Source organism: Paenibacillus sp. FSL F4-0122, from assembly GCF_038002845.1.
Lineage (GTDB): Bacteria > Bacillota > Bacilli > Paenibacillales > Paenibacillaceae > Paenibacillus_AQ > Paenibacillus_AQ odorifer.
Window position 1 is genome coordinate 1,208,751 of the sequence record NZ_JBBODI010000001.1, and the last position, 23,819, is coordinate 1,232,569.

Annotated in this window: 19 protein-coding genes; 4 read left to right on the forward strand and 15 right to left on the reverse strand. The window is 44.9% G+C overall.

Going from position 1 to position 23,819, the window contains the following annotated elements; all coding sequences use genetic code 11:
• Positions 1 to 46: 46 nt before the first annotated feature.
• From MHH49_RS05175 to MHH49_RS05185, 3 genes are all read right to left on the reverse strand, one after another.
• Positions 47 to 1,153, reverse strand: coding sequence for a Glu/Leu/Phe/Val family dehydrogenase (locus MHH49_RS05175; RefSeq protein WP_076129277.1), 1,107 nt, complete (start codon positions 1,151 to 1,153; stop codon positions 47 to 49).
• A gap of 204 nt (positions 1,154 to 1,357) precedes the next feature.
• Positions 1,358 to 2,290 (reverse strand): manganese-dependent inorganic pyrophosphatase, encoded by a 933-nt coding sequence (locus MHH49_RS05180; RefSeq protein ID WP_076216013.1) that lies wholly within the window; start codon positions 2,288 to 2,290, stop codon positions 1,358 to 1,360.
• Between the two features lie 99 nt (positions 2,291 to 2,389).
• Positions 2,390 to 3,196: an AAC(3) family N-acetyltransferase gene (locus MHH49_RS05185; protein ID WP_341137951.1), complete on the reverse strand. Its 807-nt coding sequence runs from the start codon at positions 3,194 to 3,196 to the stop codon at positions 2,390 to 2,392.
• A gap of 168 nt (positions 3,197 to 3,364) precedes the next feature.
• Here MHH49_RS05185 and MHH49_RS05190 point away from each other — a divergent pair, with 168 nt between their 5' ends.
• Positions 3,365 to 4,342, forward strand: a complete 978-nt coding sequence (locus MHH49_RS05190; RefSeq protein WP_341137952.1) for a ring-cleaving dioxygenase — start codon at positions 3,365 to 3,367, stop codon at positions 4,340 to 4,342.
• Between the two features lie 60 nt (positions 4,343 to 4,402).
• Here MHH49_RS05190 and MHH49_RS05195 read toward each other — a convergent pair whose 3' ends face one another.
• Positions 4,403 to 5,104, reverse strand: coding sequence for a YjjG family noncanonical pyrimidine nucleotidase (locus MHH49_RS05195; RefSeq protein ID WP_036680840.1), 702 nt, complete (start codon positions 5,102 to 5,104; stop codon positions 4,403 to 4,405).
• 169 nt (positions 5,105 to 5,273) lie between these two features.
• On the opposite strand from MHH49_RS05195, the gene MHH49_RS05200 reads away from it, so the two are divergent.
• The gene (locus MHH49_RS05200; protein WP_038568881.1) at positions 5,274 to 6,209 is read left to right on the forward strand and encodes an MraY family glycosyltransferase; all 936 of its coding nucleotides are present in this window, start codon (positions 5,274 to 5,276) and stop codon (positions 6,207 to 6,209) included.
• 453 nt (positions 6,210 to 6,662) lie between these two features.
• Here the strand turns inward: MHH49_RS05200 and MHH49_RS05205 are convergent, their stop codons facing one another.
• From MHH49_RS05205 to qoxA, 9 genes are all read right to left on the reverse strand, one after another.
• Positions 6,663 to 7,184: a mismatch-specific DNA-glycosylase gene (locus MHH49_RS05205; protein ID WP_036680837.1), complete on the reverse strand. Its 522-nt coding sequence runs from the start codon at positions 7,182 to 7,184 to the stop codon at positions 6,663 to 6,665.
• Between the two features lie 39 nt (positions 7,185 to 7,223).
• A complete protein-coding gene (locus MHH49_RS05210) occupies positions 7,224 to 7,778 on the reverse strand; it encodes an RNA 2'-phosphotransferase (RefSeq protein WP_038568875.1) in 555 nt (184 codons plus the stop codon).
• Between the two features lie 347 nt (positions 7,779 to 8,125).
• Positions 8,126 to 10,168, reverse strand: coding sequence for a hypothetical protein (locus tag MHH49_RS05215; protein WP_341137953.1), 2,043 nt, complete (start codon positions 10,166 to 10,168; stop codon positions 8,126 to 8,128).
• Positions 10,122 to 11,024 carry an ABC transporter ATP-binding protein gene (locus MHH49_RS05220; protein ID WP_076280586.1) on the reverse strand — a complete coding sequence of 301 codons (903 nt, stop codon included), beginning with the start codon at positions 11,022 to 11,024 and terminating at the stop codon, positions 10,122 to 10,124. Before MHH49_RS05220 ends, MHH49_RS05215 begins: the two co-directional genes overlap by 47 nt.
• Entirely contained in the window at positions 11,017 to 11,406 is a 390-nt protein-coding gene (locus tag MHH49_RS05225; RefSeq protein WP_036680827.1) for a GntR family transcriptional regulator, read from the reverse strand. Before MHH49_RS05225 ends, MHH49_RS05220 begins: the two co-directional genes overlap by 8 nt.
• 885 nt (positions 11,407 to 12,291) lie before the next feature.
• On the reverse strand, positions 12,292 to 12,582 hold the full coding sequence (gene qoxD / locus MHH49_RS05230; protein ID WP_036680878.1) for a cytochrome aa3 quinol oxidase subunit IV: 291 nt from the start codon (positions 12,580 to 12,582) through the stop codon (positions 12,292 to 12,294).
• A gap of 4 nt (positions 12,583 to 12,586) precedes the next feature.
• A complete protein-coding gene (gene qoxC, locus MHH49_RS05235) occupies positions 12,587 to 13,183 on the reverse strand; it encodes a cytochrome aa3 quinol oxidase subunit III (protein WP_036680826.1) in 597 nt (198 codons plus the stop codon).
• On the reverse strand, positions 13,180 to 15,123 hold the full coding sequence (gene qoxB, locus MHH49_RS05240) for a cytochrome aa3 quinol oxidase subunit I (protein ID WP_036680823.1): 1,944 nt from the start codon (positions 15,121 to 15,123) through the stop codon (positions 13,180 to 13,182). Before qoxB ends, qoxC begins: the two co-directional genes overlap by 4 nt.
• Before the next feature lie 38 nt (positions 15,124 to 15,161).
• Positions 15,162 to 16,181, reverse strand: a complete 1,020-nt coding sequence (qoxA, locus tag MHH49_RS05245) for a cytochrome aa3 quinol oxidase subunit II (protein ID WP_036680822.1) — start codon at positions 16,179 to 16,181, stop codon at positions 15,162 to 15,164.
• A gap of 486 nt (positions 16,182 to 16,667) precedes the next feature.
• Between qoxA and MHH49_RS05250 the strand changes: the two genes are divergently transcribed.
• Together MHH49_RS05250 and MHH49_RS05255 are read left to right on the forward strand one after the other, a co-directional pair.
• A complete protein-coding gene (locus MHH49_RS05250) occupies positions 16,668 to 17,804 on the forward strand; it encodes a polysaccharide deacetylase (protein WP_076099419.1) in 1,137 nt (378 codons plus the stop codon).
• A 923-nt stretch (positions 17,805 to 18,727) separates the two neighbouring features.
• Positions 18,728 to 19,165: a hypothetical protein gene (locus MHH49_RS05255; RefSeq protein WP_341137954.1), complete on the forward strand. Its 438-nt coding sequence runs from the start codon at positions 18,728 to 18,730 to the stop codon at positions 19,163 to 19,165.
• A 143-nt stretch (positions 19,166 to 19,308) separates the two neighbouring features.
• Here MHH49_RS05255 and MHH49_RS05260 read toward each other — a convergent pair whose 3' ends face one another.
• Positions 19,309 to 21,015 (reverse strand): methyl-accepting chemotaxis protein, encoded by a 1,707-nt coding sequence (locus MHH49_RS05260; protein ID WP_076099554.1) that lies wholly within the window; start codon positions 21,013 to 21,015, stop codon positions 19,309 to 19,311.
• 200 nt (positions 21,016 to 21,215) lie between these two features.
• On the reverse strand, positions 21,216 to 23,780 hold the full coding sequence (locus MHH49_RS05265; RefSeq protein WP_076099553.1) for a DUF4430 domain-containing protein: 2,565 nt from the start codon (positions 23,778 to 23,780) through the stop codon (positions 21,216 to 21,218).
• Positions 23,781 to 23,819 lie beyond the last annotated feature (39 nt).

Below are 23,819 nucleotides of genomic sequence, written 5' to 3' on the forward strand. Positions count from 1 at the left end.
CCTCCGAAGTTGTAATCGGATGGAGCTTGCCGAGTTTTTTTACAGCTTATCCCCGCAGCGATCTTCTGCTAAGTGCATGTTGACCATTACGCAGGAAGGTGCTGCGGCTATTTCTTAATAGCGCTATCCGGTCCTCTGCAAGCTGGTTCGCGGCGGCATAAGTAGGTATTCCGTTCAAACGGGAAATTTCCATTACGCGGGTAATATTGTCGTAAATCTTCGCCACCTGCTTAAAGGCACGTTCCTTATTATAGCCGTTCAGCTCGTCCGCAATATTAATGACGCCACCTGCATTAATCACGTAATCTGGAGCATATACAATCCCCATCTCATGAAGTGCATCACCATGCGAGGAATCCTTCAGCTGATTATTAGCAGCTCCTGCAATCACTTTCGCCTTGATTACCCGTAAGGATTCATCGTTAATTGTCGCTCCAAGAGCGCAAGGAGCATAAATATCACAATCTACACTGATGATATCGCCTGGATCTACAGCCTTGGCGCCATAGGCCTCTACTGCACGTTGAACGGCTGGTTTATGGATGTCCGTTACGATAAGCTGTGCTCCTTCTTCATGAAGATGTTTGCACAGTGTAAAGGCCACGTTCCCCACGCCTTGAACAGCTACTGTCTTCCCTTCAAGCGAATCACTGCCAAAGGCGGCTTTAGCGGCTGCCTTCATTCCTTGGTAAACACCGTAAGCCGTTGCTGGTGACGGATTGCCCGAAGAACCGTACGTAGGTGAGGTGCCAGTAACATAATCTGTCTCTTGATAAATAATGTTCATGTCCTCTTCCGTAGTCCCTACATCTTCAGCAGTTATGTACCGTCCATTTAAACCTTGTATGTATCTTCCGAAAGCACGGAACATGGCTTCATTTTTATCCTTCTTGGGATCTCCAATGATTACTGTTTTCCCACCACCCAAATTCAGGCCGGATACTGCATTTTTATAGGTCATCCCTTTTGCTAATCGAAGCGCATCAACAATAGCTTCCTCTTCCGTAGCGTAGGTCCACATCCGTGTTCCACCCAGTGCTGGTCCCAGTGTCGTGTCATGAATCGCGATGATCGCCTTTAATCCCGATGCCTTATCCTGACAAAATAATAATTCCTCGTAGTCGTCCCGTTCCAATGCTGCAAACAATTCCATTTCCAATATCCCCTATCCCTTTGTCATATTCCTCATGCTGGTTCAAAGTTCATGCAATTAGAAGAGGATCAGTTGGATCCCCTCCCAAAATATTGTAGCAGAATACGCCGTAAAACAAAAAGAACTCATGTCACCATCTTAACAACTGATGGGGCATGAGCTCGTTTTATCCAATCTACTCTCATAGACAACTGTCAAAATGCTTTACAGTTTAGCAATCGTCTCTGTAAGTACCGGTACGATTTGTGATTTACGGGATACTACACCTTTAAGAAGGGCTTTATTGTCATCAAGCTTCACGTTGTACGCCTGTTCTACTGCACCTGCAACACGGCCCAGAACCAGACCCACCGAATCGTTGTTGAGGATATCTGTAACTACGAACAGGAACAGATCCAATTCTTTTTCAGCAATAATGGAAGTCAGTGCAGTTTCCAGTTCAGCCTGCTTGGAGAGTACATCATTAACGTCAACCGCGTTCACTTGGGCGATTTCTACTTTGTATTCACCCATTTTGAATTCCTTAGCATCCAAGGAGATCAGTTGAGCGATACTCTTGTCGCTAAGATCAGCACCAGCCTTCAGCATATCAAGGCCGTAGCTTTCTGCATTTACACCAGCGATTTCAGCCAATTCGCGCGCTGCCGCTACATCTTCAGCGGTGCAGGTTGGAGATTTAAACAGCAAGGAATCAGAAATGATTGCAGACAACATCAATCCGGCGATGTCTTTAGGGATAGCTACACCGTTTTCTTTATACATTTTGTTAAGTATAGTAGCAGTACAGCCTACTGGCTCAGCACGATAGTATAACGGATGTGCAGTCTCAAAATTAGCGATCCGGTGATGGTCGATAACTTCAACTACACGCACTCGATCAATGTCATTCGCACTTTGTTGGCGTTCATTATGGTCAACAAGAATAACCTGATTAGCTTCTCCAGCTACGTTCTCTACCAGACGAGGAGCCTCTACTCCGAAATGATCAAGCGCAAATTGCGTTTCACCACTAACGTCTCCCAGACGAACTGGCTCAGCATCCCAGCCTAATTCTTTTTTGAGTGCTGCATAAGCAATTGCCGAACAAATAGTATCCGTATCCGGATTTTTGTGTCCAAAGACCAATGTTTTTTCCATTTCCAATCTCCTTACTATGTTTTAGTGAGATTAATATACCATACATTGATAGCGGCTTCCAGATTGTGCGGACTGAAAAATTGGTTTAGCCTCTCCCACCTATGGTTGTTCACGTCTGGTCTTTGGAAGCGGATCTGGTTTGGACTCACCATGCAGCGGTTCATTATCGGAGAAAAGATCAGGATTCTCTTTTAGCATCAGGCTTAAAATATCCGTCGTTTCTACTGTTCCACACACTCTAACTAGCGCATCCCCGAAATTCCCCTTACGCATGGCACCGCCTTCCTCAAGCTCGCGTTCCACTTTCCAAAAATGCTCCGACCAAGAGAGACCACAATGTCTGCGAGAAGGCACCATGATTTCATCGCCACCCGGCGTCACAGTATATAATTCCTCATGACTATCCGTCATTCTGCCCGGAATATCCACCCACTCTTCAATACCGTGAATGAACGTATTCCGCCGCAGATCGACGCCCAGCAGTAATATTTCCGCCTTACGATCAAGCAGCTTGCCCCATACTGAACCACGGGCGCATGGCGTATCCCAACGTTCATCCCCTGCAGTAAACGCCTCAGCATCAACACCCAAAGCCGCTACAGAATGAGTCGGATGCCAAGAGCGAACAACGCCCGGACGTTTTCTGAACAGCTCCGGTAATATCCCAACACAAGATGGGGAATCTTGAACAGAGAAGCGTGGATTATCCGCATTAATATAAGCCCATGTATGCGTTGGCAAAACAAGCAGCCCGTCCTTCATATATTCGCTGAGTGCATCCAGCACCGTGTTCGCACCTCCTTCTACTTCGCCAACACTTTTTAACGAGGAATGAACTAGAATGGTCCCCCGTGGATCAATCTCCAACTCCTGTAATTGTTTCATCAAGCTTGTTGTTGTGTGCACTTATACTCTCTCCTTATGTATGAATTAAATTTCATGAAACATTAATATCCACTTGCAAAAGTTTGTTATTACTATTAAAATTATAGTAACTTAATAATATTCACCAATAATTCTATCGATATTAAAAATAATCCACAAACCCTAAGCATTTACACGGAGGTAACTACCATGAGCTTAACGTTAAAAGGACTTCACCATGTCTCAGCTATTACTGGCAAAGCACAGGAGAACTTTAAGTTCTATACAGAGGTACTCGGACTTCGTCTCATTAAAAAAACAGTAAATCAGGATGATATTTCAGTGTACCATTTATTCTATGGAGATGAGAAGGGCAATCCCGGAACCGAATTAACCTTTTTTGAACTTCCGATGGCGGGCCGCAACCGCGAGGGCAATAACAGCATCTCCGCCCTCTCCCTTCGAGTCCCAAGCGATGCCGCACTTACCTACTGGGAGCAACGCTTCACCGAGCTTAACGTGGAGCATGGGACGATACAGGTACTTGGTGGACGCCAGACTTTATCCTTCCGCGATCACGAGAGTCAACGTTTCATTCTCGTATCCGACGAAAATGATAACGGTGTTGCCGGCGGTACTCCTTGGGCTAAAAGCCCAGTGCCTGCCCAATATGGCATTGTAGGCTTAGGTCCCGCACATCTCACAGTCGAAAGTGCAGAACATACAGCGGTGGTGCTGGAGCAGTTGCTTGGCTTCCGCCGTATAGGAACCTACCCTTCAACAGTTGCCGGTCAGCCAGATGTGATCGTATTCGAGACCGGTGAAGGCGGGTCAGGCACTGAGGTACATCTGGAGGAACGCAATGATCTGGATCAAGAGCATTTGGGACGTGGCGGGGTACATCACGTCGCCTTCCGCGTCGATAATGAAGACGAATTGAAGCAATGGATCGAACACATCCGCCAGGCACAGCTTCCTAATTCCGGTTTCGTCGACCGCTTCTACTTCCGTTCCCTCTATTTCCGTGAGCCTAACGGCATCCTTTTCGAGCTAGCTACAGACGGACCAGGTTTTGCTACAGATGAGCCTATGGAAAGTTTAGGTGAATCGCTTGCGCTGCCGCCATTTCTGGAATCGAAACGCCAGCAAATCGAGGCGTATCTGAAGCCGCTGGATACTCGGCAATAAACCTCTTTCAGGTTACTAAATAAAAGGTGTGAGACGCTTATGCGCTCACACCTTATTTTTTTATTGAAGGTTAGTAGCTTTCCCTACAATATCTAGTAGCTCCGAGAGGTTTCGAATTTCGTATTTTGGCTGAACGCCGGACTCATTAATCTTACCGAGCGGGTTAAACCAGCAGGTATCAATCCCATAATTAATTCCGCCTTGAATATCAGAGGTTAAGGAGTCACCCACAATCAATACTTTTTCTTTATCCTCAATCCCCAATTTGGCAAAAGCGTAATCAAAAATCCCGGTCTCTGGCTTCTGACATCCTGCCTCCTCTGAGATAATGATCTGCTCAAATGTATCACTCAGCAGCGAGCCTTGGATTCTGGAAGTTTGCACATCCTTGATTCCATTCGTGATAATCGCCAGGCGGCACTCTGCAAGCTCTCCGCATAGCTCGATCGCTCCCTGCATCAGAAAGGTTCCTTCGCCTAAGAAACGTAGATACGCCTCACTAAATGATTCAGGATCAAGCTCAAGCGCATGTGCAGCAAACAACCGATTGAACCGCTCTACCCGCAGCGCCGCAGATGAAATCCTTCCTTGTTCTAAATCCCTCCACAATGCGTGGTTAATCTCTTGATAACTGGCAGCATAATCTGCTGCACCTGTGGGCATCCCAAAGTGTAGAAAGGCATTAGACAACGCGTGACTTTCTGCCATTCCATAATCAAACAACGTATCGTCGGCATCAAATAAAATAACATCGTATTTCATAAATATCCCCCAAAGAGCTTTTCTCAACAAGGTACTACAGCGATGCTGGCAAGTCAACTTCACACCTCTCACGACAAAATTTTACTTTTTTAAGGTAGATTTAATCGATCTGTGGTATTTTAAAAAGAAAACGGTGGTGAGCGTCATTTTATACGTTTTATCATTTCTAATGTCATTTCTTATCGTCTACTTTCTAATTCCGCCGCTCGGCAAGCTTGCTTTTCGGCTTGATTTTGTGGACAAGCCTCGGCAGGACGTTGAGCGTAAAATTCATAGAGAGCCCATTCCGCTAACGGCCAGCTACGCAATATTTCTCGGATTTTTTGTTACTTATCTGGTGTTCGCGCGTGATTTCTCCATGGAGACTGTCGCATTATTTGTTGGTGGAGTACTGTTGCTGACCATAGGCACGGTGGATGATTGGTACAAAACGAAGGGCAAAGATTTCCCAGCTCTGCCCAAGTTAATTGTACAAGTTAGCGCAGCGATCCTGGTTTATGCTTCTGGCAACGCCTTTACCGGATTTTACAATCCATTTTCAGGTGATTATATCATTTTGCCAGTCATTCTATCGTTTCTGCTGACGATTATCTGGATCTTCGGCGTAACCACTGTTATTAATTTCTCGGATGGCATGGACGGTCTAGCTGGTGCCTTGACGGCCATTTCGGCGGTTACGTTATTCGTAGTCGCACTGGCGAAGGGTCAATCCTCATCTGCCATTATGGCAATTTCGCTGATTGGCGTTACGCTTGCTTATCTGCGCTACAATAAGCCGCCCGCCAAAATCTTTATGGGCGACGCCGGGGCAACCTTTCTCGGCTTCATCCTTGCGGTAATTGCACTCGACGGCGCGTTCAAGCAAGCCACCGTCCTGTCGCTGTTCATCCCTATTCTGGCGCTGGGCGTACCGATCTTCGACAACATTTTTGTCGTAGTCAAACGTTTCATCCAAGGCAAGTCCATTTATCAAGCCGATGCCACCCAGGCTCATTACCGCCTGCTTCGGGCGGGCCTGAACCAGAAGCAGGTCGTTGCCGTGCTATGCCTGATTAGTGTTTGTCTATCCTTATCCTCTATCATTCTGCTGCTGATCGAGACTTAATGTATTTTAGGGACTAAGGGCATGTCTCATATACTGAGACTGCCCTTTGAAGTTATAAAAGGAGCAAGATTCCGATATGGAATCTTGCTCCTTTTGTGTTTGAGGGTATTCTAGAGTAGCGAGAGATAGCTAAGATGCGATAGTTTGCCAGAGCTTGCGAGATCTACGGGATCTACGGGATCTACGGTGATCTGCGGGATCTACGGAATCTACGTAGATCCATGGCCAACTCCGCAGCTTTTACTCTTACGGACTCAGTCGCCGTTATTCGTGGATTTGCGGCCATTTAGTGGTGATTTCGGACTCCAGAGACGCTATCTACCCAAAATGGACTCATATTCAGTCTATTTCTACCCAATAGCTGCATTGGAGTCCGATAGCACGCAAATTAGAGTGATTTGTTACTTTTAGCGACTCCTGTGTCCTTTAGCTACCTAACTCCAAATAAATCAATCACCCATCGTTCTCTTGCGTAAACTCGGCTAATCTGCGATAAATTCCAATGATCTCTCCCATCGGCATTCTAACTAATCCACTAGAAGAGGGTGCAACGAATTCACGGACACCATCTACCTTTGGAGGCTCGCCCCCTTGAAATCCCCAGTTAGCTTTTGTTCTGCGACTAAACTCTGTATACACACCCTTACCTACAAAACAGGCGACTTGAGGCCGATATTTCTCCAGCTTGGAGCGAAGCAATTCACGACCCTCCTGGTATTCTTCACGAGTAATATCGTCGATTCCCCGTGTGGGACGGGCAACAATATTTGTAAACCCATAGCCCAGCTTTAGCAAGTCCCCGTCCTCAGACGCATCATACAACCGGGGAGTAAGTCCAGACTGATGTAATATTCTCCAAAAATTATTCCGCGGATTCGCGTAATGATGTCCTACCTCACCAGAACGGATACTAGGGTTGAACCCAATAAATACAATCTGTAATCCGTGATCTAAGTGATCTGGAATTTCATCCATGTTATTATGCCTCCTAACCAAACGTCGATCTAGTTCAACTTACGGGGTATACACTTTAAGACATGAAGGCGGTATATGACCTGCCAACCAAACCTTATTACCCGCATTATAAAAGGTTGCACCCATTTGACCCGCTCTAATCGTATCAACGGTTAACAATATCAATTTCCCTCTGCGACTTCCGGCTAAACTGGCAAAATGAGTCCCTTCAGACAAATGAACATACTGCCGTCCCATCGATTGGAGTCCCTCCTCCAAAATCACAGAAAGCACACCAGAATGAGTTCCGTGAAAAAGTACAGCAGGCGGAGTCCCCGGCTCATAAGTGATTTTTGTATGGCTATGCCCGTACCGGGCTTTGATCCGGTCATCAACGATTTCCAATCGTTGCTTGTCGCAGCCTGCGACCACTTGCCGAATATCTCCCACAGTCACCTCTGACCATCTAGGAGTGCTGACAATAACAGACAGCAAATCATCCAACCTACAGGAACCATCCTCTGGATCCAAAATAAGACCATATTGCTCTGGGGTATGCCGCAGCAGCTTAGTCATAAATTTACTTAACGATACTTCCGCTGTATTGCTTAACATTATATTTCCACCTCAATGTTCCCTATTTATATTATTCTACAGTAAAAGATCTGCCGAAGCAGACTCCAGAGGCATTACAGCAATCGCACATCCATGTATTACCTCTAAATATGTAAAAAAAGACCATGGACTCTTTCGTCCATGGTCGGGCTTCACCTAAATACAGAACTCCTTACCAGTTAATACAGCGATGTTATTTTAACGGAAACGAATATACTGGCTCTGAGGCTGACCTGAAAGTCCCATTTCATCCTTAACCTATCTCCAAAAGCATATTCCAACTATCCAGTTTATGTCAACCAGTAGTCTTTTATCTTCTGTAATCTTTTACTTACCTTATTCTTAGCTTATTTCAGCAATGCTTTCAATTCAGATGTCATATCTGATTCTTTTAACATTACGAAATCGCTATAACCCTCTTTGTACATCAACTTCACAATGTAGTTGCCATTCTCAACACCATAATTGAAATGATGGGCCAAAACATCTGTTAATAGAACCTTATCCTTCGTAACAGCCGTACGATTCTTTTCACGCGCAAGCGCTACTCTTTGTTCAGGACTAGTAGGGTTCTTAGGTGTTTTCTCGTCCATATAATCATCTTTTATAATCTCTGCCGATTGGATATCTTCAGCTGTTATTCGTATTTTATCGGCATAACCTTTTTCGTTCATCCATTTCTCTAACTCATGAAAAGTTGACTTCCACGGATAATAATAACCATAATCTGTAGAAACTTGATTACTGTTCTCTTTTACCTTTACCTCTACTTGGATATTAGCCACATCAGGTTTTCCGTCCTTATCTATCTGTACTTCGTAGGACATATTCGAAATTTCGCGTTTGATAATCTGCTTTAGCTCTGAAATTTCCCCGGGATCCGAGATGGCTACTTTTTTATTCCTGTTAGTAACCCACATAAAATCCAGGTCTTTGTCTAAGAGAGCTAAATTATACTTTTCATACTTGTAAGCTTCGGTATCCTTAACCGCTTTGAGCTCTGATTCGAACCCCTTTTTAGGGATCCAGTATTCCCTCACTAGCTTGTCGCCGTTCTCCAATTGATAAGCCAGAGTAAAATATTCATAAACATATTGTCGTGACGTATGATCTGGACGTACCGTAACTACCGTTTGATGAAGTTTACGGACAGCTTCTATATAATCTTTATCATCGGAAAAAGGATTCTGCCCCATGTAGGGTGTAGTGTACAAATCATCCGTTGGGGTATACAACCGGTAGTTAGCTCCCATATATACTCCGCTAATCTTATCACCGGAAGGCACTCTGGCTTCATACCCCGTAACACTTGATACCGGGATATACAGAAGTAATCCCAACATTACTGCATAAACTGCAAACTCGGCTACCACTTTACGCGTCATAATCTGCCATGTTTTCCGAACAATCATTTCTGCGGCAACATAACCAATAATGGCTCCGATGGCATATCCACTAATCACCCAGCCCATTTGCTGTTGCTTCATTTGCGCAAAATAATTACCGGCAATAAGCATGGCACATAACATTACCCCTGCTTTAAACAGTGGATTGAAATATCCAAAAGCAATAGCCTGACCCGCTTTTTCCGTATTACGCTTACGGTATAACAGGTAGGACAACCCAATAAATAGAAGTGCCAATACCCCATAAATCCATAATTCTGTATTGGTGAAGGGTTTGCCGGTAAAATAATACACGATATGAACAAAAGGAGACCATATCTGCGAATTGGAATCATGCAAGTTAGAATTTGCATTTGCATAACCATAAAGATACATGGCTAAATGGCTGTGGATTAATGAGATCAGTACAGCAGGAAGAATAAGCAAAATATAAATGATAATTCCCTGAAGAATAGATTGGCCCGTACATATTCCCACAAAAACACTAAAGCAGAAGAGGAACAAAGTCAGAATACTAACTGTGATACACCATTGCCAAATATCTGCGCCTTGAAAAATATAAAAATTCCCACTCCATGGCTTAATAACGGCAACCACCCCAGCAGTTAACCAAACAGGCAGCAACAGTAAGGTAAGTCCACTCGTCAGATGAGCTGTAAATAAATGCTCTCTGCGTAAAGGCAGGCTATGCCAATGATCTGCGGGTGATTTTACCTGAAGGTATCGGAATAAGAATAGTCCTGCGGCAACTGGGATCGTAATGATAAATAAGGCTTGCACACTACCAGCTATGCGAAATAAATGATCAATTTCCTGCGGTTTTGCATCCGGATTGTTGCTCATGAAGAGCTGCAATGGAAGAGCGAATAATAAGCCGAGTGCATATATAATCCCTATCCAGCCATGCTGGCGGAAGTTCTGGCGAAAAATACTGCTATTAAAGTAGTAATGGCTGCGCGTCATATCCGACATCCCCCATTTCATAAATAAAAATCTCTTCTAACGTCAATGGAAGCAAATCGAATACGTATGGCTCGTACACCTGAAAAGCCGCTTTGATCCGTTCACGATCCCCTTTTACAATATATAGGTTCACACTTCCCCGGCGCTCTTGATGCAGAACTTGTAACTTGGCAACTAACGGAATCTCATGCCGTTCATCCCGAAACGCCACTTGAATCTTATGTGTATCCGCCTTAAGATCATCCAGATCCTTCTCAATCAACATCTTCCCACCATGCATAATCCCGACATGATCGCACAGATCTTCAATCTCACGAAGGTTATGCGAAGATATGATTACCGTCAGCTCGCGTTCAGCAACCTCCTGAAATAGCAGGTTTTTGATCTGACGCCGCATCACCGGATCTAATCCGTCAATCGGTTCATCCATAATCAGCACATCCGGCATACAGCTTAAACACAACCAGAATGACGCTTGCCGCTGCATCCCTTTGGAGAAACGACTGAGTTTGCGCTTTTTATCGAGCTGAAATACGGTTCCCAAATCTTCAAAACGCTTCTGATTCCAGCTCGGATAAATCGAGCGATAGAAGGCCGCCATTTGCAGCATGGTCGATTGTGGGAAAAAATAAGGAGCATCCGGCATAAAAATAACCCGTTGCTTAGTCGTCGGGTGTTCGAATACTGCTTCACCATCCACCCGCACGGTCCCCTTATCTGGAGAGTAGATGCCCGCCAATGTTTTGAGCAGCGTAGTTTTGCCCGCGCCATTAGAGCCGAGCAGCCCATAAATTGTTCCTTTATGTACCGTTAAAGAGATATCGTCGACTGCCTTCTCGCCTTGAAATAACTTGCTGACTCCTCGAATCTCAATCATCACTCTTCCCTCCTTCTCTTTGCTTCTCCACTTGTTGGTACAAAGAACTAATCTCAGCTGCGGTGAACCCAAGGTATACCGCCTCCGCCATCAGCCTCAGCAACTCATTCCGGACTTCCGCTTTTTTGATCGCATTTTGTTCTTTTTTCATCGGGGCTACAAAACTTCCTTTCCCCTGTAATGAATAGATATACCCCTCACGTTCCAATTCACGGTAAGCCTTCTGAATCGTATTGGGATTCACGGTTAGCTGCTGGGATAAAGTCCTTACAGAAGGTAGCTGTTCATCCGTCTGCAAAATACCATGCAGAATCATCTCCTTGACCTTATCGGTCAGCTGCTCATAAATCGGCTTCCGACTACGAACGTCCAGTTCGAACATAACCTTCCTCCTTCCACTATCTTGCATTAAATCCATTTTGGTGTGTATTAACTGTACTACTATTATTAATACAGTTTGATTTATATGTCAACAAAAAATCCCCAAGATTATCCTTTGGGGATCTATCTATCCCTTGTTATTAATCAAAATTACGTCCGATTGCGCCGAGCCATCCTCATCCCCGTGGCTTTCGGACACAAATGACGCTGATTCCTGCTTTTAAGTTCACCTGAGGTTGACAGCGCCAAGCCCCCCTATCTCCCGTGGCTTTCGGACCCAGATGACGCTATTCGCACATTTTTCGTCTTTTGAGCAAAGTTTCGGACTCCTGTGCAGCTATTGCCTAGAAAAGCGCTCATTTTGCGCGTTTTTCTAGGCAATAGCGACTTTGGGGTCCGTTACAACTCCAAAAGCCGCTGATTCCCAATTTTAAGGTCATCTGAGTCCGATCGCGCCGAGCCTCCTTATCCCCGCTAGCTTTCGGACCCAGATGACCCTATTCGCACATTTTTCGTCTTTTGAGCGAAGTTTCGGACTCCTGTGCAGCTATTGCCTAGAAAGGCGCTCATTTTGCGCGTTTTTCACACCAATAGCGGCTTTGGGGTCTGTTACAACTCCAAAAGCCGCTGATTCCTGCTTTTAAGCTCATCTGAGTCCGATCGCGCCGAGCCACCCTTGTCTCACGGGGCTTTCGGACCCAGATGACCCCATTCGCACATTTTCCGCCTTTTGAGCGAAGTTTCGGACTCCAGTGCAGCTATTGCCTGGGAAGATGCCCATTTCCGGGCATCCGCTACAACAAACCTCCTAAGTAAACCAAAAAAAAGAGACGTCCCTAAGCCATTTAGGCATAGAAGACGTCCCTTTGAGTATTAGTTACTGTAATTAAGCATACCAGCCCCATACGAAGATGAAGAGCGTACCGAATATCGTAACTAAACCAACGAATAAGGCATAGGCGATATTGATGTAAAGTTCTTTCTTGGTATCTGCTGATTCACCAATATGCATGAACAGGAAGAGCTGCAAGGAAGCCTGAATGAGGGCTGTAACAAGCAGTATTGCCATGTTCGCAGTGTTGGATAGATCAAGGTAGATTACAGCAAGTGCAGCCACAGAAAGGACAAGAGAGGCTAAGAAACCCATCACATGGCGAATTGGAAACAATTGCTTCATCATGCTACATCAGTCCTTTCAGATAGACGAAGCTGAAAATAAAGATCCAGACAACGTCCAAGAAATGCCAGTACAGCGAGAAGATAAAGGATTTATTGGCCGTAGCCGGATTAATACCTTGACGCTTCAACTGGATTAGAATAGCCGCACCCCACAGGAACCCGAACGATACGTGAGCTCCGTGTGTTCCCAGCAGTACAAAGAGACTGGATAGGAAACCACTGGTTTGAAGTGTAGCCCCTTCGTGAACATAAGTGACAAACTCCATGATTTCGATACCAAGGAAGCCGAGACCCATTAGAAGGGTTAGTCCGAAAAAGACCATCATGGCTTTTTGGTAACCATGCCGCATGGCATGAACCGCAAGACCAATCGTAAACGAACTTGTCAGCAGCAGCAATGTTTCGATCATCACCGGACCAATTTCGAAAAGCTCCGGCCCGCTAGGGCCGCTGGCAAAACGGTCTACCATTACAAAGTAAACAGTGAACAACGTAGCGAACAGTGCAATCTCCGCTCCTAGAAAAACCCAGAAGCCAAAGATTTTATTACTATTCTCTTCTGTTGAGTATTCAAGCGGCTTAGACGCATCTATTTTCATACTGTCTCACCCCGCAATTTCTTTTCAGTAGCAATAACTTCTTCTGCTGGGATGTAGAATCCGTGATCCCGATCAAAGGACATAGCAGCTAGAACAATGAGGATACCTACTCCAGAGAGGATCGCTGGAATCCAAAGACTGAAGACCAGAGAGAACCCTGCGATGAAGAAGATAACACCCAGAATAAATGGTTTTCCTGTGTTGCTAGGCATATGAATCTTAGTAATCTTATCTTCAAAAAGTGGTACTTTATCTTGTTTAGCAGACCAGTATGCATCGCGTGTTTTTACATTTGGAACCACTGCGAAGTTGTAAGCTGGAATCGGGCTTTTCGTTGCCCACTCCAAAGTACGTGCATCCCATGGGTCGCCATCAGTATCTCTTGGTTCGTAACGAGTACTCCAGTAAATGTTATAAACCAGGATTACAAATCCAATCGCGAGACCGATCGCACCTACAAATGAAACCATACTCAGCGGGCCAAATCCAGTGTCCGCAGAATATGTGTATTGTCGACGGGTCATACCCTTAAGTCCGAGAATAAACAGCGGGAAGAACGATACGTTAAAGGAAATAATAATCCACCAGAAGGCATGCTTGCCAAGACGTTCATTCAGACGGAAACCGAATACTTTAGGGAACCAGTAATGGAAACCTGCGATAACGGCAAAGACCGCACCTGGAATAAGAACGTAGTGGAAATGGGCAACCAGGAACATCGTATTATGGTACTGGTAATCGGCACTGGCCATAGCCAGCATGACACCTGTTACCCCACCAATCGTAAAGATCGGAATAAAGGCCAGGGTGTATAGCATAGGTGTCGTAAAGGTTATTCGCCCTTTTCGTAAGGTGAATAGCCAGTTAAATATTTTCACACCTGTTGGTACGGCAATGGCCATGGTTGTAATCGAGAAGAAGCTGTTAACCATAGCACCTTGACCCATTGTATAGAAATGGTGAGCCCATACTAAGAAGGACAAGAGGGAAATGATCAACATACTGAATACCATGGATGTATATCCATACAGGTTCTTTTTAGAGAAGGTGGCGATAATTTCACTATAAATACCGAATGCCGGTAAGACAACGATATATACTTCAGGGTGACCCCATACCCAGAACAGGTTGGCCCATAACATATCCATACCGCCATTGGCCATCGTAAAGAATTGAGAGCCGAACAGCCGGTCGAACATCATCAACGCAAGTGCTACCGTAAGCACAGGGAAGGCGAATACGATAATTACGTTGGTGATCAATACGGACCAAGTAAACATCGGCATTTTCATCAACTTCATGCCTGGTGCACGCATTTTCAGAATCGTTACAATAAAGTTAACGCCTGTGATGAGCGTACCAATACCTGAAATTTGTAATGCGAGCGAGTAATAGTTATTACCCACCGTTGGACTGAACTCTAGACTTGCTAGCGGGAAATATGCGGACCAACCAGCATCTGGCGATCCCCCGATAACAAACGAAATGTTAAGCAGCATAGCTCCAAAGAAGAAGAGCCAGAAGCTGACAGCGTTCAGACGCGGGAAGGCAACGTCTCTAGCGCCGATTTGCAGCGGAACGATAACATTCATCAGACCGATAATAAACGGCATGGCCATAAAAAGGATCATAATCAAGCCGTGTGTTGTAAATACCTCGTTATAATGCTGTGCGTCAAGAAATTTCATGTCCGGGGCTGCTGTTTGCAGCTTCATCATAATAGCGTCAACGCCGCCGCGGAAAAGCATAAGCAATGCTGCGAGGATATACATAATCCCAATACGTTTGTGGTCAACAGTAGTCAACCATTCGCGCCATAAATATCCCCATTTTTTAAAATAGGTCAGGCCGACAATAATCCCGATCGTAGCCAGAACAATACTTGCCATAGCTCCGTATATCAAGGGTTCGCCGTGGACCTTAAATTTATCCCAATCCATTAGGAATCGCTCCTTTCAAGTTGTTCAATTAACATTGACTAGTGTCCGTCATGTGTTGTGCTCTCTTCTAATGGAGAACTAGGTGTCGGCTCATCCAGTTCTGGATTAGGCTCGGTGTTGAATTCCGTCTCACTGGATGGTGCTGGAGTCGGGTGAATTTCTTTATTATCCTGATGCTCCATGCTTCCGTTATCCGTATCCATTTCAGTGCCACCATTACTCATATGGTCACCATGGCTTCCCGGAGGCGGGCTAAAGGATAAGTGAGTATTCGTATACGTTTTACGTCCGACATGTTCCATTTCCAAAAGACCTTTAAATTCATCTTCCGTCAGTGGACCCGCCGTTTCTTTAACGTCTTTCACCCATTCCTGATAATCCTTATCTGTCATCGCAAGTGTTTCAAACTCCATGTGGGCAAAGCCCTTACCATTAAAGTTCGCATTTCTTCCGACATAAGAACCTACAGTATCAGCTGAAAGATGCAAGGTTGTGATCATGTCGCTCATCGCGTATTTTTGTCCTCCCAATTGTGGGATCCAAAGACTTGAGATTGTACCGAAAGAATACAATCTGAACTCTACAGCGCGGTGAACTGGAATATTAACGTAGTTTACTGTTTCGATCCCTTCCTCTGGATAGCTGAAATGCCATTTCCAGTTAGAGGAGGAAGCATAGATTACAAGCGGTTTCTGATCTTTATAATCCGCTGCAACATTTTCTACATCTACTGTTGTTTTGACGGTGACTACGGAGAGGAATGCCACGATAATAATCGGAATGGTAATCCAGATAGCCTCCAGCCATTTGTTTCCTTCCTCGTGAGGAGGAATATAATCTTCGTTGCTTTTTTTAGCACGGTATTTCAAAAGAACGAAGACATATAAGATGTAGACAACTGCCAGAACACCGAGCATCATAACAATGGAGAGAATGATCGTGTCAGATAAAGTTCTTGCAGCCGGCCCCTTCGGATTCAGAACAGCGATTGAACTGCATCCTGGCAAGAGTAAAATTAGGCTGAGAAATAAAGCGTATAACGGTCCCTTTTTGTTCATGCTTAAGCTCCTTCCTTCAATACTTCTTTTATTAACCCTCAACATTAACCTTTATATATAGTAAGAATTTATGGGGAAGAAAGCAAAAGACTTATTTTTCCATTTAGCCTAAAAAAGACCTTAATAATGGCGAACAAGTTAAATATGTGTGATCAATTTGTTACAAGTTTCTAATAGTATGATAAAGATCACTGTAACGGCGCTGTTTATGGGTTGAAAAATTCCGTTCAAACTTTGTTCAATAGTTTACTAAAGTTGCTAATTTGGACACATCTATTTTGCGCAAAACGGGGTTATTTTAACCATTTTTGTTGATGCGTCAGTATTTAGCCGGAGTTACGTGCTTTTTATGATTGTGGTTGAAATCACAGTTAACTACTAAAAGGTAACAAATTATTCTGCTGGGGGTTACAATCTCTCAAATTTCATTCTATCAATGTATGATAAGGTAATAGACAAATATACATAGATAGGAGATTTTTGACGATGTCTTTAAAGAAAGTATGGCTATTATTAATCGTATTATTCATAGGTTCTGGATCAATACGAGCGATAGATTCAGTGAATGCAGCAGGTGCAGGCTCCCTTAGGTTAGGTGTGAACGATAAGTTAACAACTATTGAAGCAGTTTCGGTAAAAGATACCTATTACGTTCCTCTACGTGATCTGTCACAGGAACTTAAGTTAACGCTAACTGGAGTGAGTGATGGGATAAAAGTTACAGGTCAGAACAGATCAATCAAACTGCTGAATGATCATGCAACAGCTACTCTAAGCGATGGAAAGACCATATCCATGAGTACATTTCTGAAAAACGGAAAAACAATGGTTCCACTGAAATTGACTTCTTATCTTGGTTTCGGAATTTCCTTTAAAGCAGATCAAAATTTATTGCGTGTAAAAGATGGCTCAGCTACATTAGATGATGCAACATTTGTGAGTAAATTTAAAAAGGAAATGAAGCCAACCGCAACTCCTGGAACTTCTACGCCAACTGTTGGGAAGCAAGGTAAGACCGTATACCTCACCTTTGATGATGGACCAACGGCCACTACTTCTACATTGCTTGATATTTTGGCAAAATATGATGCGAAGGCAACTTTTTTCATGATCGGACCGAATATGAACCAGCATACTACGCAAGTGAAACGGATTGCGAATGAAGGGCATGGTCTCGCATTGCATGGAATGACGCACCGGAAAGAGAAGTTTTATGCTTCACCTGCCGCTGCACTGGGTGAGATGGATAACGATAACGCCATTTTGAAAAAGATTACAGGTCAAAGCACCACACTAATTCGTCCTCCTTATGGAAGCAAACCTTATTTCACAAAGACCTTTAGAGATAAAGTGTTGGCTCAAGGTTATCATCTGTGGGATTGGAACGTGGACTCTGAGGATTGGAAATACAAGGATGCTAGTACGACGATCTATAATTCGGTTATGAATCAGGTTCATAAGCTGCAGAAATCGCAGACCAATCCAGTTATTCTGATGCATGATCAAAAGGCTACACTTAAAGTGCTTCCTCGTATTTTAGAGTCATTGAAAAAAGAAGGATATACATTCCACGTCATTAGCTCAGATCTGAAACCTCTGAATTTCTGGAAGGATACACGCTGAGTTTTTATTAAAAATCAAGAGGGCATCCCCACAGCTGTGAACTAGCTGTGGGGATGCCCTCTTTTTTTCAGGTCTTGATCTAAAAACTAATTTTTATTTAATCCGATCACATTCGCGCTCCCGAGTTTTTCTATCGGACCCAGATGACCTTAATTGCTGGATTTGCCACTGTTTCGGGTGCTATCGGACCCCATAGCCGCTATTGGTGCAAAAAACACTAGTTTCCAGCGTTTTCCACACCAATAGCTGCGCTGGTGTCCGAAACTTCGCTCCAAGGGCGATAAATGGGCAAATAGCGTCAACTGAGTAGTCCGGAACTCACCCCAATGCCACTAAATGGGCAATTAGCGGCTACTGTGTCCTATAGCCTGTGGGGGTGAGTATAAGCCCACGTTATCGGACCCAGATGACCTTAATTGCTGGATTTAGCTATATTTCGGACGCTATCGGACCTCATAGCCGCTATTGATGCGAAATAAACCAGTTTTCAGCGTTTTCCACACCAATAGCTGCGCTGGTGTCCGAAACTTCGCCCCAATGGCGATAAATGGGCAAATAGCGGCGGCTGTGTCCGATAGCCTGTGGGGGTAAGCATAAGCCCACATTATCGGACCCAGATGACCTTAATTGCTGGATTTAGCTATATTTCGGATGCTATCGGACATCATAGCCGCTATTGGTGCAAAAACCACCCATTATCAGCGTTTTCCATACCAATAGCTACACTGGAGTCCGAAACATCGCTCCAATGGTGATAAATGGGCAAATAGCGGCGGCTGTGTCCGATAGCCTGTGGGGGTAAGCATAAGCCCACATTATCGGACCCAGATGACCTTAAACTGGGGAATATCAAGTAGATAGTGTGTTTAAAAAACTAGAGAACAGCCGGGGACACTAGGGGTACGGGGTACGGGGTACGGGGTATGGGGTACGGGGTACGGGGTACGGGGTACGGGGTACGGGGTACGGGGTACGGGGTACGGGGTACGGGGTACGGGGTACGGGGTACGGGGTACGGGGTACGGGGTACGGAGTACGGGGTACGGGGTACGGGGTACGGAGTACGGGGTACGGGGTACGGGGTACGGGGTACGGGGTACGGGGTACGGGGTACGGGGTACGGGGTACGGGGTACGGGGTACGGGGTACGGGGTACGGGGTACGGTTTACAGGTTACGGGGTACGAGCATACCGATCATCGCCGAAGTTTTTATTGTTTCCATCCCTCTGTCTTGCCTGCCAATAGTGTCGCTGGAGCCCACATAGCATATGTTTGCCCGCAACCTACTGAGTCCAGCTTACGTCTATCCGCTCCTGACCTACGGAGACCAGCTTACATCTATCCGCTCCTGAGCTGCTGAGTCCGCTTACATCTATCCCCCTTGACCAACTGAGACCAACTGGCTCGCGCTTGCTCCCAATCTGCTATAACCACAAACAGCAGAGCAGCGATCTCCGTTACTGGAGAACCGCTGCTCTGCTGGTTTTAACAATATTATGAAGCCTATAGTTTGAAGCTGGACAATGTCTTTTGCAGATCTTCTGCGAGCACCGCTAAATACTGAGCTGAAGCCGACATTTCCTCCATTGCGGATAGTTGCTCCTGACTCGCTGCACTTGTGTCCTGAACACCTTCTGCGCCTTTACTAGATATAACGTTGACCTGTTCCATAGCTGCTGCCACACCTTGTGATTCCATGGCTACATGAGCAACCGCTTCTCTAATTTCGGCTGTCTGTAAGGTAGCTTCTTTAATGGAAGTCTGAATCTCATGAAACGCTTGAGATACCAGATGACTTTGAACTACGCCATTGGTGACTAGCTCAGTACCCAAAGCCATGGATTCTACTGCGCTTTCGGTTTGCTTTTGGATATGTGTAATAATATCTGTAACCCGCAAAGAACTATTTCTAGTTGCTTCCGCCAGATTACGAATTTCTCCAGCAACTACAGCAAATCCCCGTCCATGCTCACCGGCCCGTGCTGCTTCTATAGAAGCGTTGAGCGCAAGCAGATTCGTCTGTGTAGCAATACCGTTAATCGTTGTAATAATTGTATTAATCTCTTGTGACAATGTCCCCAGATTAGAAACAATCTCCTGACTCTGAGTTACACTGAGGTCAATTTCCTTCATCTGCACAATGATTTGGTCTACAGCCTCTACTCCACGATCCGATGAACCGGAAACTACGCCCATTAGATCCGACATTTCATAGCTGCTGCCCTCTACGGCTGCAATATCATTGGTCATTGCTTTTATGGAACGTGTTGTATTGTTAATGCTCTCTGTCTGTTCATCAAAACCCGCGGCAATCTCTCCAGAAGATACAGCGATCATTTGTGAAGCCAATGAGGTCTGCTCAGCACTAGCGCTCATCTCTTCCGATGAAGCTGACAGCAGTTCTGCACTCTCTGCAATCCCTTGCATCATCTTCCGCAAGCCCTGCAGCATATTGTTAAATGAACTGTTAATTTGGCCGATCTCATCCTTGGCGGTGTACGTTGCTACCACGGTCAAATCTCCATCTTCTGCCCGCTTCATTAGTCCTTGCAGTTCTTTAAGGGGTTTTGTTATCAGTCGAATAATTGCAATACTAATTACGAAACAAATCACCCAGGCGAACGTAATCATTATGGTATTGTTTACCCGCATGCTTTTAGCGGTTGCCATGGAATCTGAATTGTGTTCATCAGCATCTTTAAGCAAAGAATCACTAATTCCTTTAAGTAGGTTGATCATTTTTTCACGGGATTCGTTAAATTCGCCTGAAAATACTTTATAGGCCTCTTGATTATGATTACTATCAGCAATCTTTATAATGTTATCCCGCTGTGCACGATAATCTGGCAAAAAGGACTCATACTCTTTGATTTTACTTACAATAGCAGGATCATTATACTGAATCGCTTTCACCTTGTTCATAAGTTCATTATTATCCTGAACCTTCACTTGGATACTCTCAGAAAGTTCTTTGTTTTTGCTGGCATCAACGCTAATCAAACGCTCCAAAAGATAGGATTCAATAGCCCGATTATTCGTACGCATCTGCCCCACGTAAGAAACAGGCAATAAATTTTCATTATATGTCTCATTTGTCTTTTCGGCCATTCGGGTCATCGTGATGATGCCTATGCCCCCTACAACATTCACCATGATTACAGCGAATACCAAAAGCAGCCCTATTTTGTATTTCACTTTCAAATTTTTCATCTACACTCCGCCTTCGCATTATCTTATGATCTATCTATTTTTATCGGTCGGAAGGGCTAAGAGTTTGATGATTTTTTGAATATTGTGTCGAATAAAAGTATATATTGTCATAAAACGACTTTCCTCCAAATATAAAAAGGGCGGGCACCCGATCCGTTAGTTACTCCGAATCCATGTACCCGCCTAATCAATCCTCTTCCTTATTCTCCAGAGGTATAGTACCAATATAAAGTATCACCGTTCTGCAAAATATAGCTGTCTGCACTTATGCTTGGATCAGCATCCCGGTTCGTTTTATACTTCCATCCGCTGCTTGGGCCTCCGTCAAATTCAGCCAACCCGTCAATAGACTTCACGTAGATGCTTCCAGCGTTGCCGGATGATACTACCTTAGTGCCTAATTGACTGACTAGTAAGCTATAAGCCGTTTCGCCCTCTTTTAGAGCTACTGTTGTACTGGCTAGGATGGTTCCCTTCCGGCTATCTCCAATTACTGAAAGGGTAGCGGTAGCTTTAGCTGGAGCAATAACAGACGATCCAACAGTCAGAGACTGAGTATAACGCGCTACGCTCGGTACGCTGTCTTTAACATAACCGGTAACAGTCATTGTATAGCTATTTGCCGGGAGACCCCCCTCAACAACAGCTACACCTTGTTCATTCGTGATTACCTTCTTATCACCAATCGAAACCTGCACACCTGCAGCTGGTGAGGTAACCGGATCAGAAGTGAAGCTGTCCTGATTCCACACCCACTTTTTCTGGGAAACCTTTACGGTAAAAGCTTCATTAGCTTTTGGCTGCGTTGGGGAAAGCGCCACAGAATCTATAACCTGTGTATTTTCACCTGCATAATAGACAAGCACACGATCGGATTCCTGTAGTTCGAACGCATCCATACCCACACTTGGATATATCCACTCCCCGCCGCGTGATACTACGAAGCTCCACCATCCGTCGTAAGTACCTTGCGAAACTCCATGGATACCTGATACAAAGTTGCCATAAGACGATTTGGTGATATCTACTTTAAAATCATCGGTAGACCCTAGTTGCTGCAACGCTTCAAGAGCATTGGAGGCTTTTAAAGTCCCTTCACTAATCAATCCTTCCGGGCCTTCAACGGTAAGAGAAGCTGTTACATTCTTAGAAGTTACCTTTATAGCTTTTGTATATTTAGCAACCGTTGGCGCTTTACCTTCGCGGTAGCCAGTTACAGACAGTGTATAGTCACCTGCGGGCACATTTCCTGAGAATACGGCCTCACCTTTAGCATTCGTCGTTACCGTGTGAGCTCCAATTTGGACCTGAACACCCGCAGCTTTTGCCGTTACAGGAGAGGAAGTATTCGTAGCAGCGTCCCATTTCCACGTCTTACTAGTTACAGTGACAGTAAAAGAATCGCCCTCTTTAAGATTTTGTTTGGAAAGGGTAACGGAATCCACAAGTTTAGTGTCATCTCCGGCATAATAAACCAGTACCTGATCTGAATCTTTAAGTACAAAATCACTCATGCCTACATCGGGATTAATCCATTTTCCGTCACGTGATACAACATACATCCATCCGTCATAACCACCAAAGCTTCCAGCAGCAATACTTCCGATGCCAGTCACATAACTGCCCGAAGGATTCGTGATCGGCAAGTTCGTTTGAAGCGCCAGCTTCTCTAACGCTCCAAGTGCGTTGCCAGCATAGGCGTACCCTTGTGCCAACGTGGCCCGTGGTCCCTCAATCGTTACAGGAGCGTAGATGAGTGAGCTCTGAACGGAGGATTTGGAAAAATCGTATAGCTTACTGTTGCTTCCTTTATACAGCAAATTATACGCAACCAGCGCCTGAAGTCCTTGCTCTGTCGCCAGAACATCACTGCTTCCACCACGGCTATGGGTGAAGCTACCATCAGCTAGACGATAGCTAAGCAGGTTCTCCATTAGATCCACTTTGTTTTTGGTGTATTCTAATCCACTAGGATCAACTCCGAAGGATGTGAGTCCAAGGATTGCTTGTGCGCTACTTTCAGCACTGTCACCGTAACCCCCATGGCTATCTTGAGCTGCAGATAACCAAGCTACGGCTTGTAGCCCTGCTAAGTAGGCTTCGGGATTATTTTTATGTGCCGCCAGAGCCGTCAAGGTTATCGCTGTCATATCAGGCTCACTTGCGCCTGAGGTTAATGCAAAGCCCCCATCCGGATTCTGTTTGGAGAGAATCTCCGTAAGGAGCTTATCCGCCGTCCATTTCGCGTCACTTGGGATATTATATTTACCAGAATCCAGCGCAAGTAAAGCATATACCGGATTATTTAGCGTCTGTTCACTGAGCTTGCTGTTATTATAAATTTTCTCAATCAGATTATAGCCAGGAGTCGTTCCGTTACCAGCAAAGCTAGTAGGATCTGCACCAATCGCTCTCACTGCGAGCACGATTCGAGCATAATCGGTTACATTGGCGAAATTGCCAGCTGCATCCTTTACTTTTTTCTCAAGCTCTGAATGGTAACTGGCTGGCAGCTTATATCCTGCTTGCGCTAATCCAATAGCTTGCCAATCCGATTGCACGCCACCTTTCAAGAGATATTCTGCAGCCGCATAAGTCGCATCCGCAACATTAATCCGCTCCGCAGCAGTTGCTTCCAGACCGGAGCCAGCGCTCGCTTCTGCAAATATTTGTCCTGCCGGAGCAAGAGATGTTCCTAGAATTGAAATGACCATGAATAAGGCCAGCCCAAGTGCTACAAACTTGGAAGACATGATTTTCTTCATTGTTTAACCTCTTTCTGTATAAGAATGGGTACTGCTGGG

Excerpts from the sequence above, each read along its gene's own strand:
- MHH49_RS05210 (WP_038568875.1), bottom strand. The coding sequence starts at position 7,778 with ATGTTAAGCAATACAGCGGAAGTATCGTTAAGTAAATTTATGACTAAG.
- qoxC (WP_036680826.1), bottom strand. The coding sequence starts at position 13,183 with ATGAAAATAGATGCGTCTAAGCCGCTTGAATACTCAACAGAAGAGAAT.
- MHH49_RS05195 (WP_036680840.1), bottom strand. The coding sequence starts at position 5,104 with ATGAAATACGATGTTATTTTATTTGATGCCGACGATACGTTGTTTGAT.
- MHH49_RS05220 (WP_076280586.1), bottom strand. The coding sequence starts at position 11,024 with ATGATTGAGATTCGAGGAGTCAGCAAGTTATTTCAAGGCGAGAAGGCA.
- MHH49_RS05205 (WP_036680837.1), bottom strand. The coding sequence starts at position 7,184 with ATGGATGAAATTCCAGATCACTTAGATCACGGATTACAGATTGTATTT.
- MHH49_RS05175 (WP_076129277.1), bottom strand. The coding sequence starts at position 1,153 with ATGGAATTGTTTGCAGCATTGGAACGGGACGACTACGAGGAATTATTA.
- MHH49_RS05190 (WP_341137952.1), top strand. The coding sequence starts at position 3,365 with ATGAGCTTAACGTTAAAAGGACTTCACCATGTCTCAGCTATTACTGGC.
- qoxB (WP_036680823.1), bottom strand. The coding sequence starts at position 15,123 with ATGGATTGGGATAAATTTAAGGTCCACGGCGAACCCTTGATATACGGA.
- MHH49_RS05255 (WP_341137954.1), top strand. The coding sequence starts at position 18,728 with ATGGGGTACGGGGTACGGGGTACGGGGTACGGGGTACGGGGTACGGGG.
- MHH49_RS05180 (WP_076216013.1), bottom strand. The coding sequence starts at position 2,290 with ATGGAAAAAACATTGGTCTTTGGACACAAAAATCCGGATACGGATACT.
- qoxD (WP_036680878.1), bottom strand. The coding sequence starts at position 12,582 with ATGAAGCAATTGTTTCCAATTCGCCATGTGATGGGTTTCTTAGCCTCT.
- qoxA (WP_036680822.1), bottom strand. The coding sequence starts at position 16,181 with ATGAACAAAAAGGGACCGTTATACGCTTTATTTCTCAGCCTAATTTTA.
- MHH49_RS05250 (WP_076099419.1), top strand. The coding sequence starts at position 16,668 with ATGTCTTTAAAGAAAGTATGGCTATTATTAATCGTATTATTCATAGGT.
- MHH49_RS05260 (WP_076099554.1), bottom strand. The coding sequence starts at position 21,015 with ATGAAAAATTTGAAAGTGAAATACAAAATAGGGCTGCTTTTGGTATTC.
- MHH49_RS05265 (WP_076099553.1), bottom strand. The coding sequence starts at position 23,780 with ATGAAGAAAATCATGTCTTCCAAGTTTGTAGCACTTGGGCTGGCCTTA.
- MHH49_RS05215 (WP_341137953.1), bottom strand. The coding sequence starts at position 10,168 with ATGAAATGGGGGATGTCGGATATGACGCGCAGCCATTACTACTTTAAT.
- MHH49_RS05225 (WP_036680827.1), bottom strand. The coding sequence starts at position 11,406 with ATGTTCGAACTGGACGTTCGTAGTCGGAAGCCGATTTATGAGCAGCTG.
- MHH49_RS05200 (WP_038568881.1), top strand. The coding sequence starts at position 5,274 with ATGTCATTTCTTATCGTCTACTTTCTAATTCCGCCGCTCGGCAAGCTT.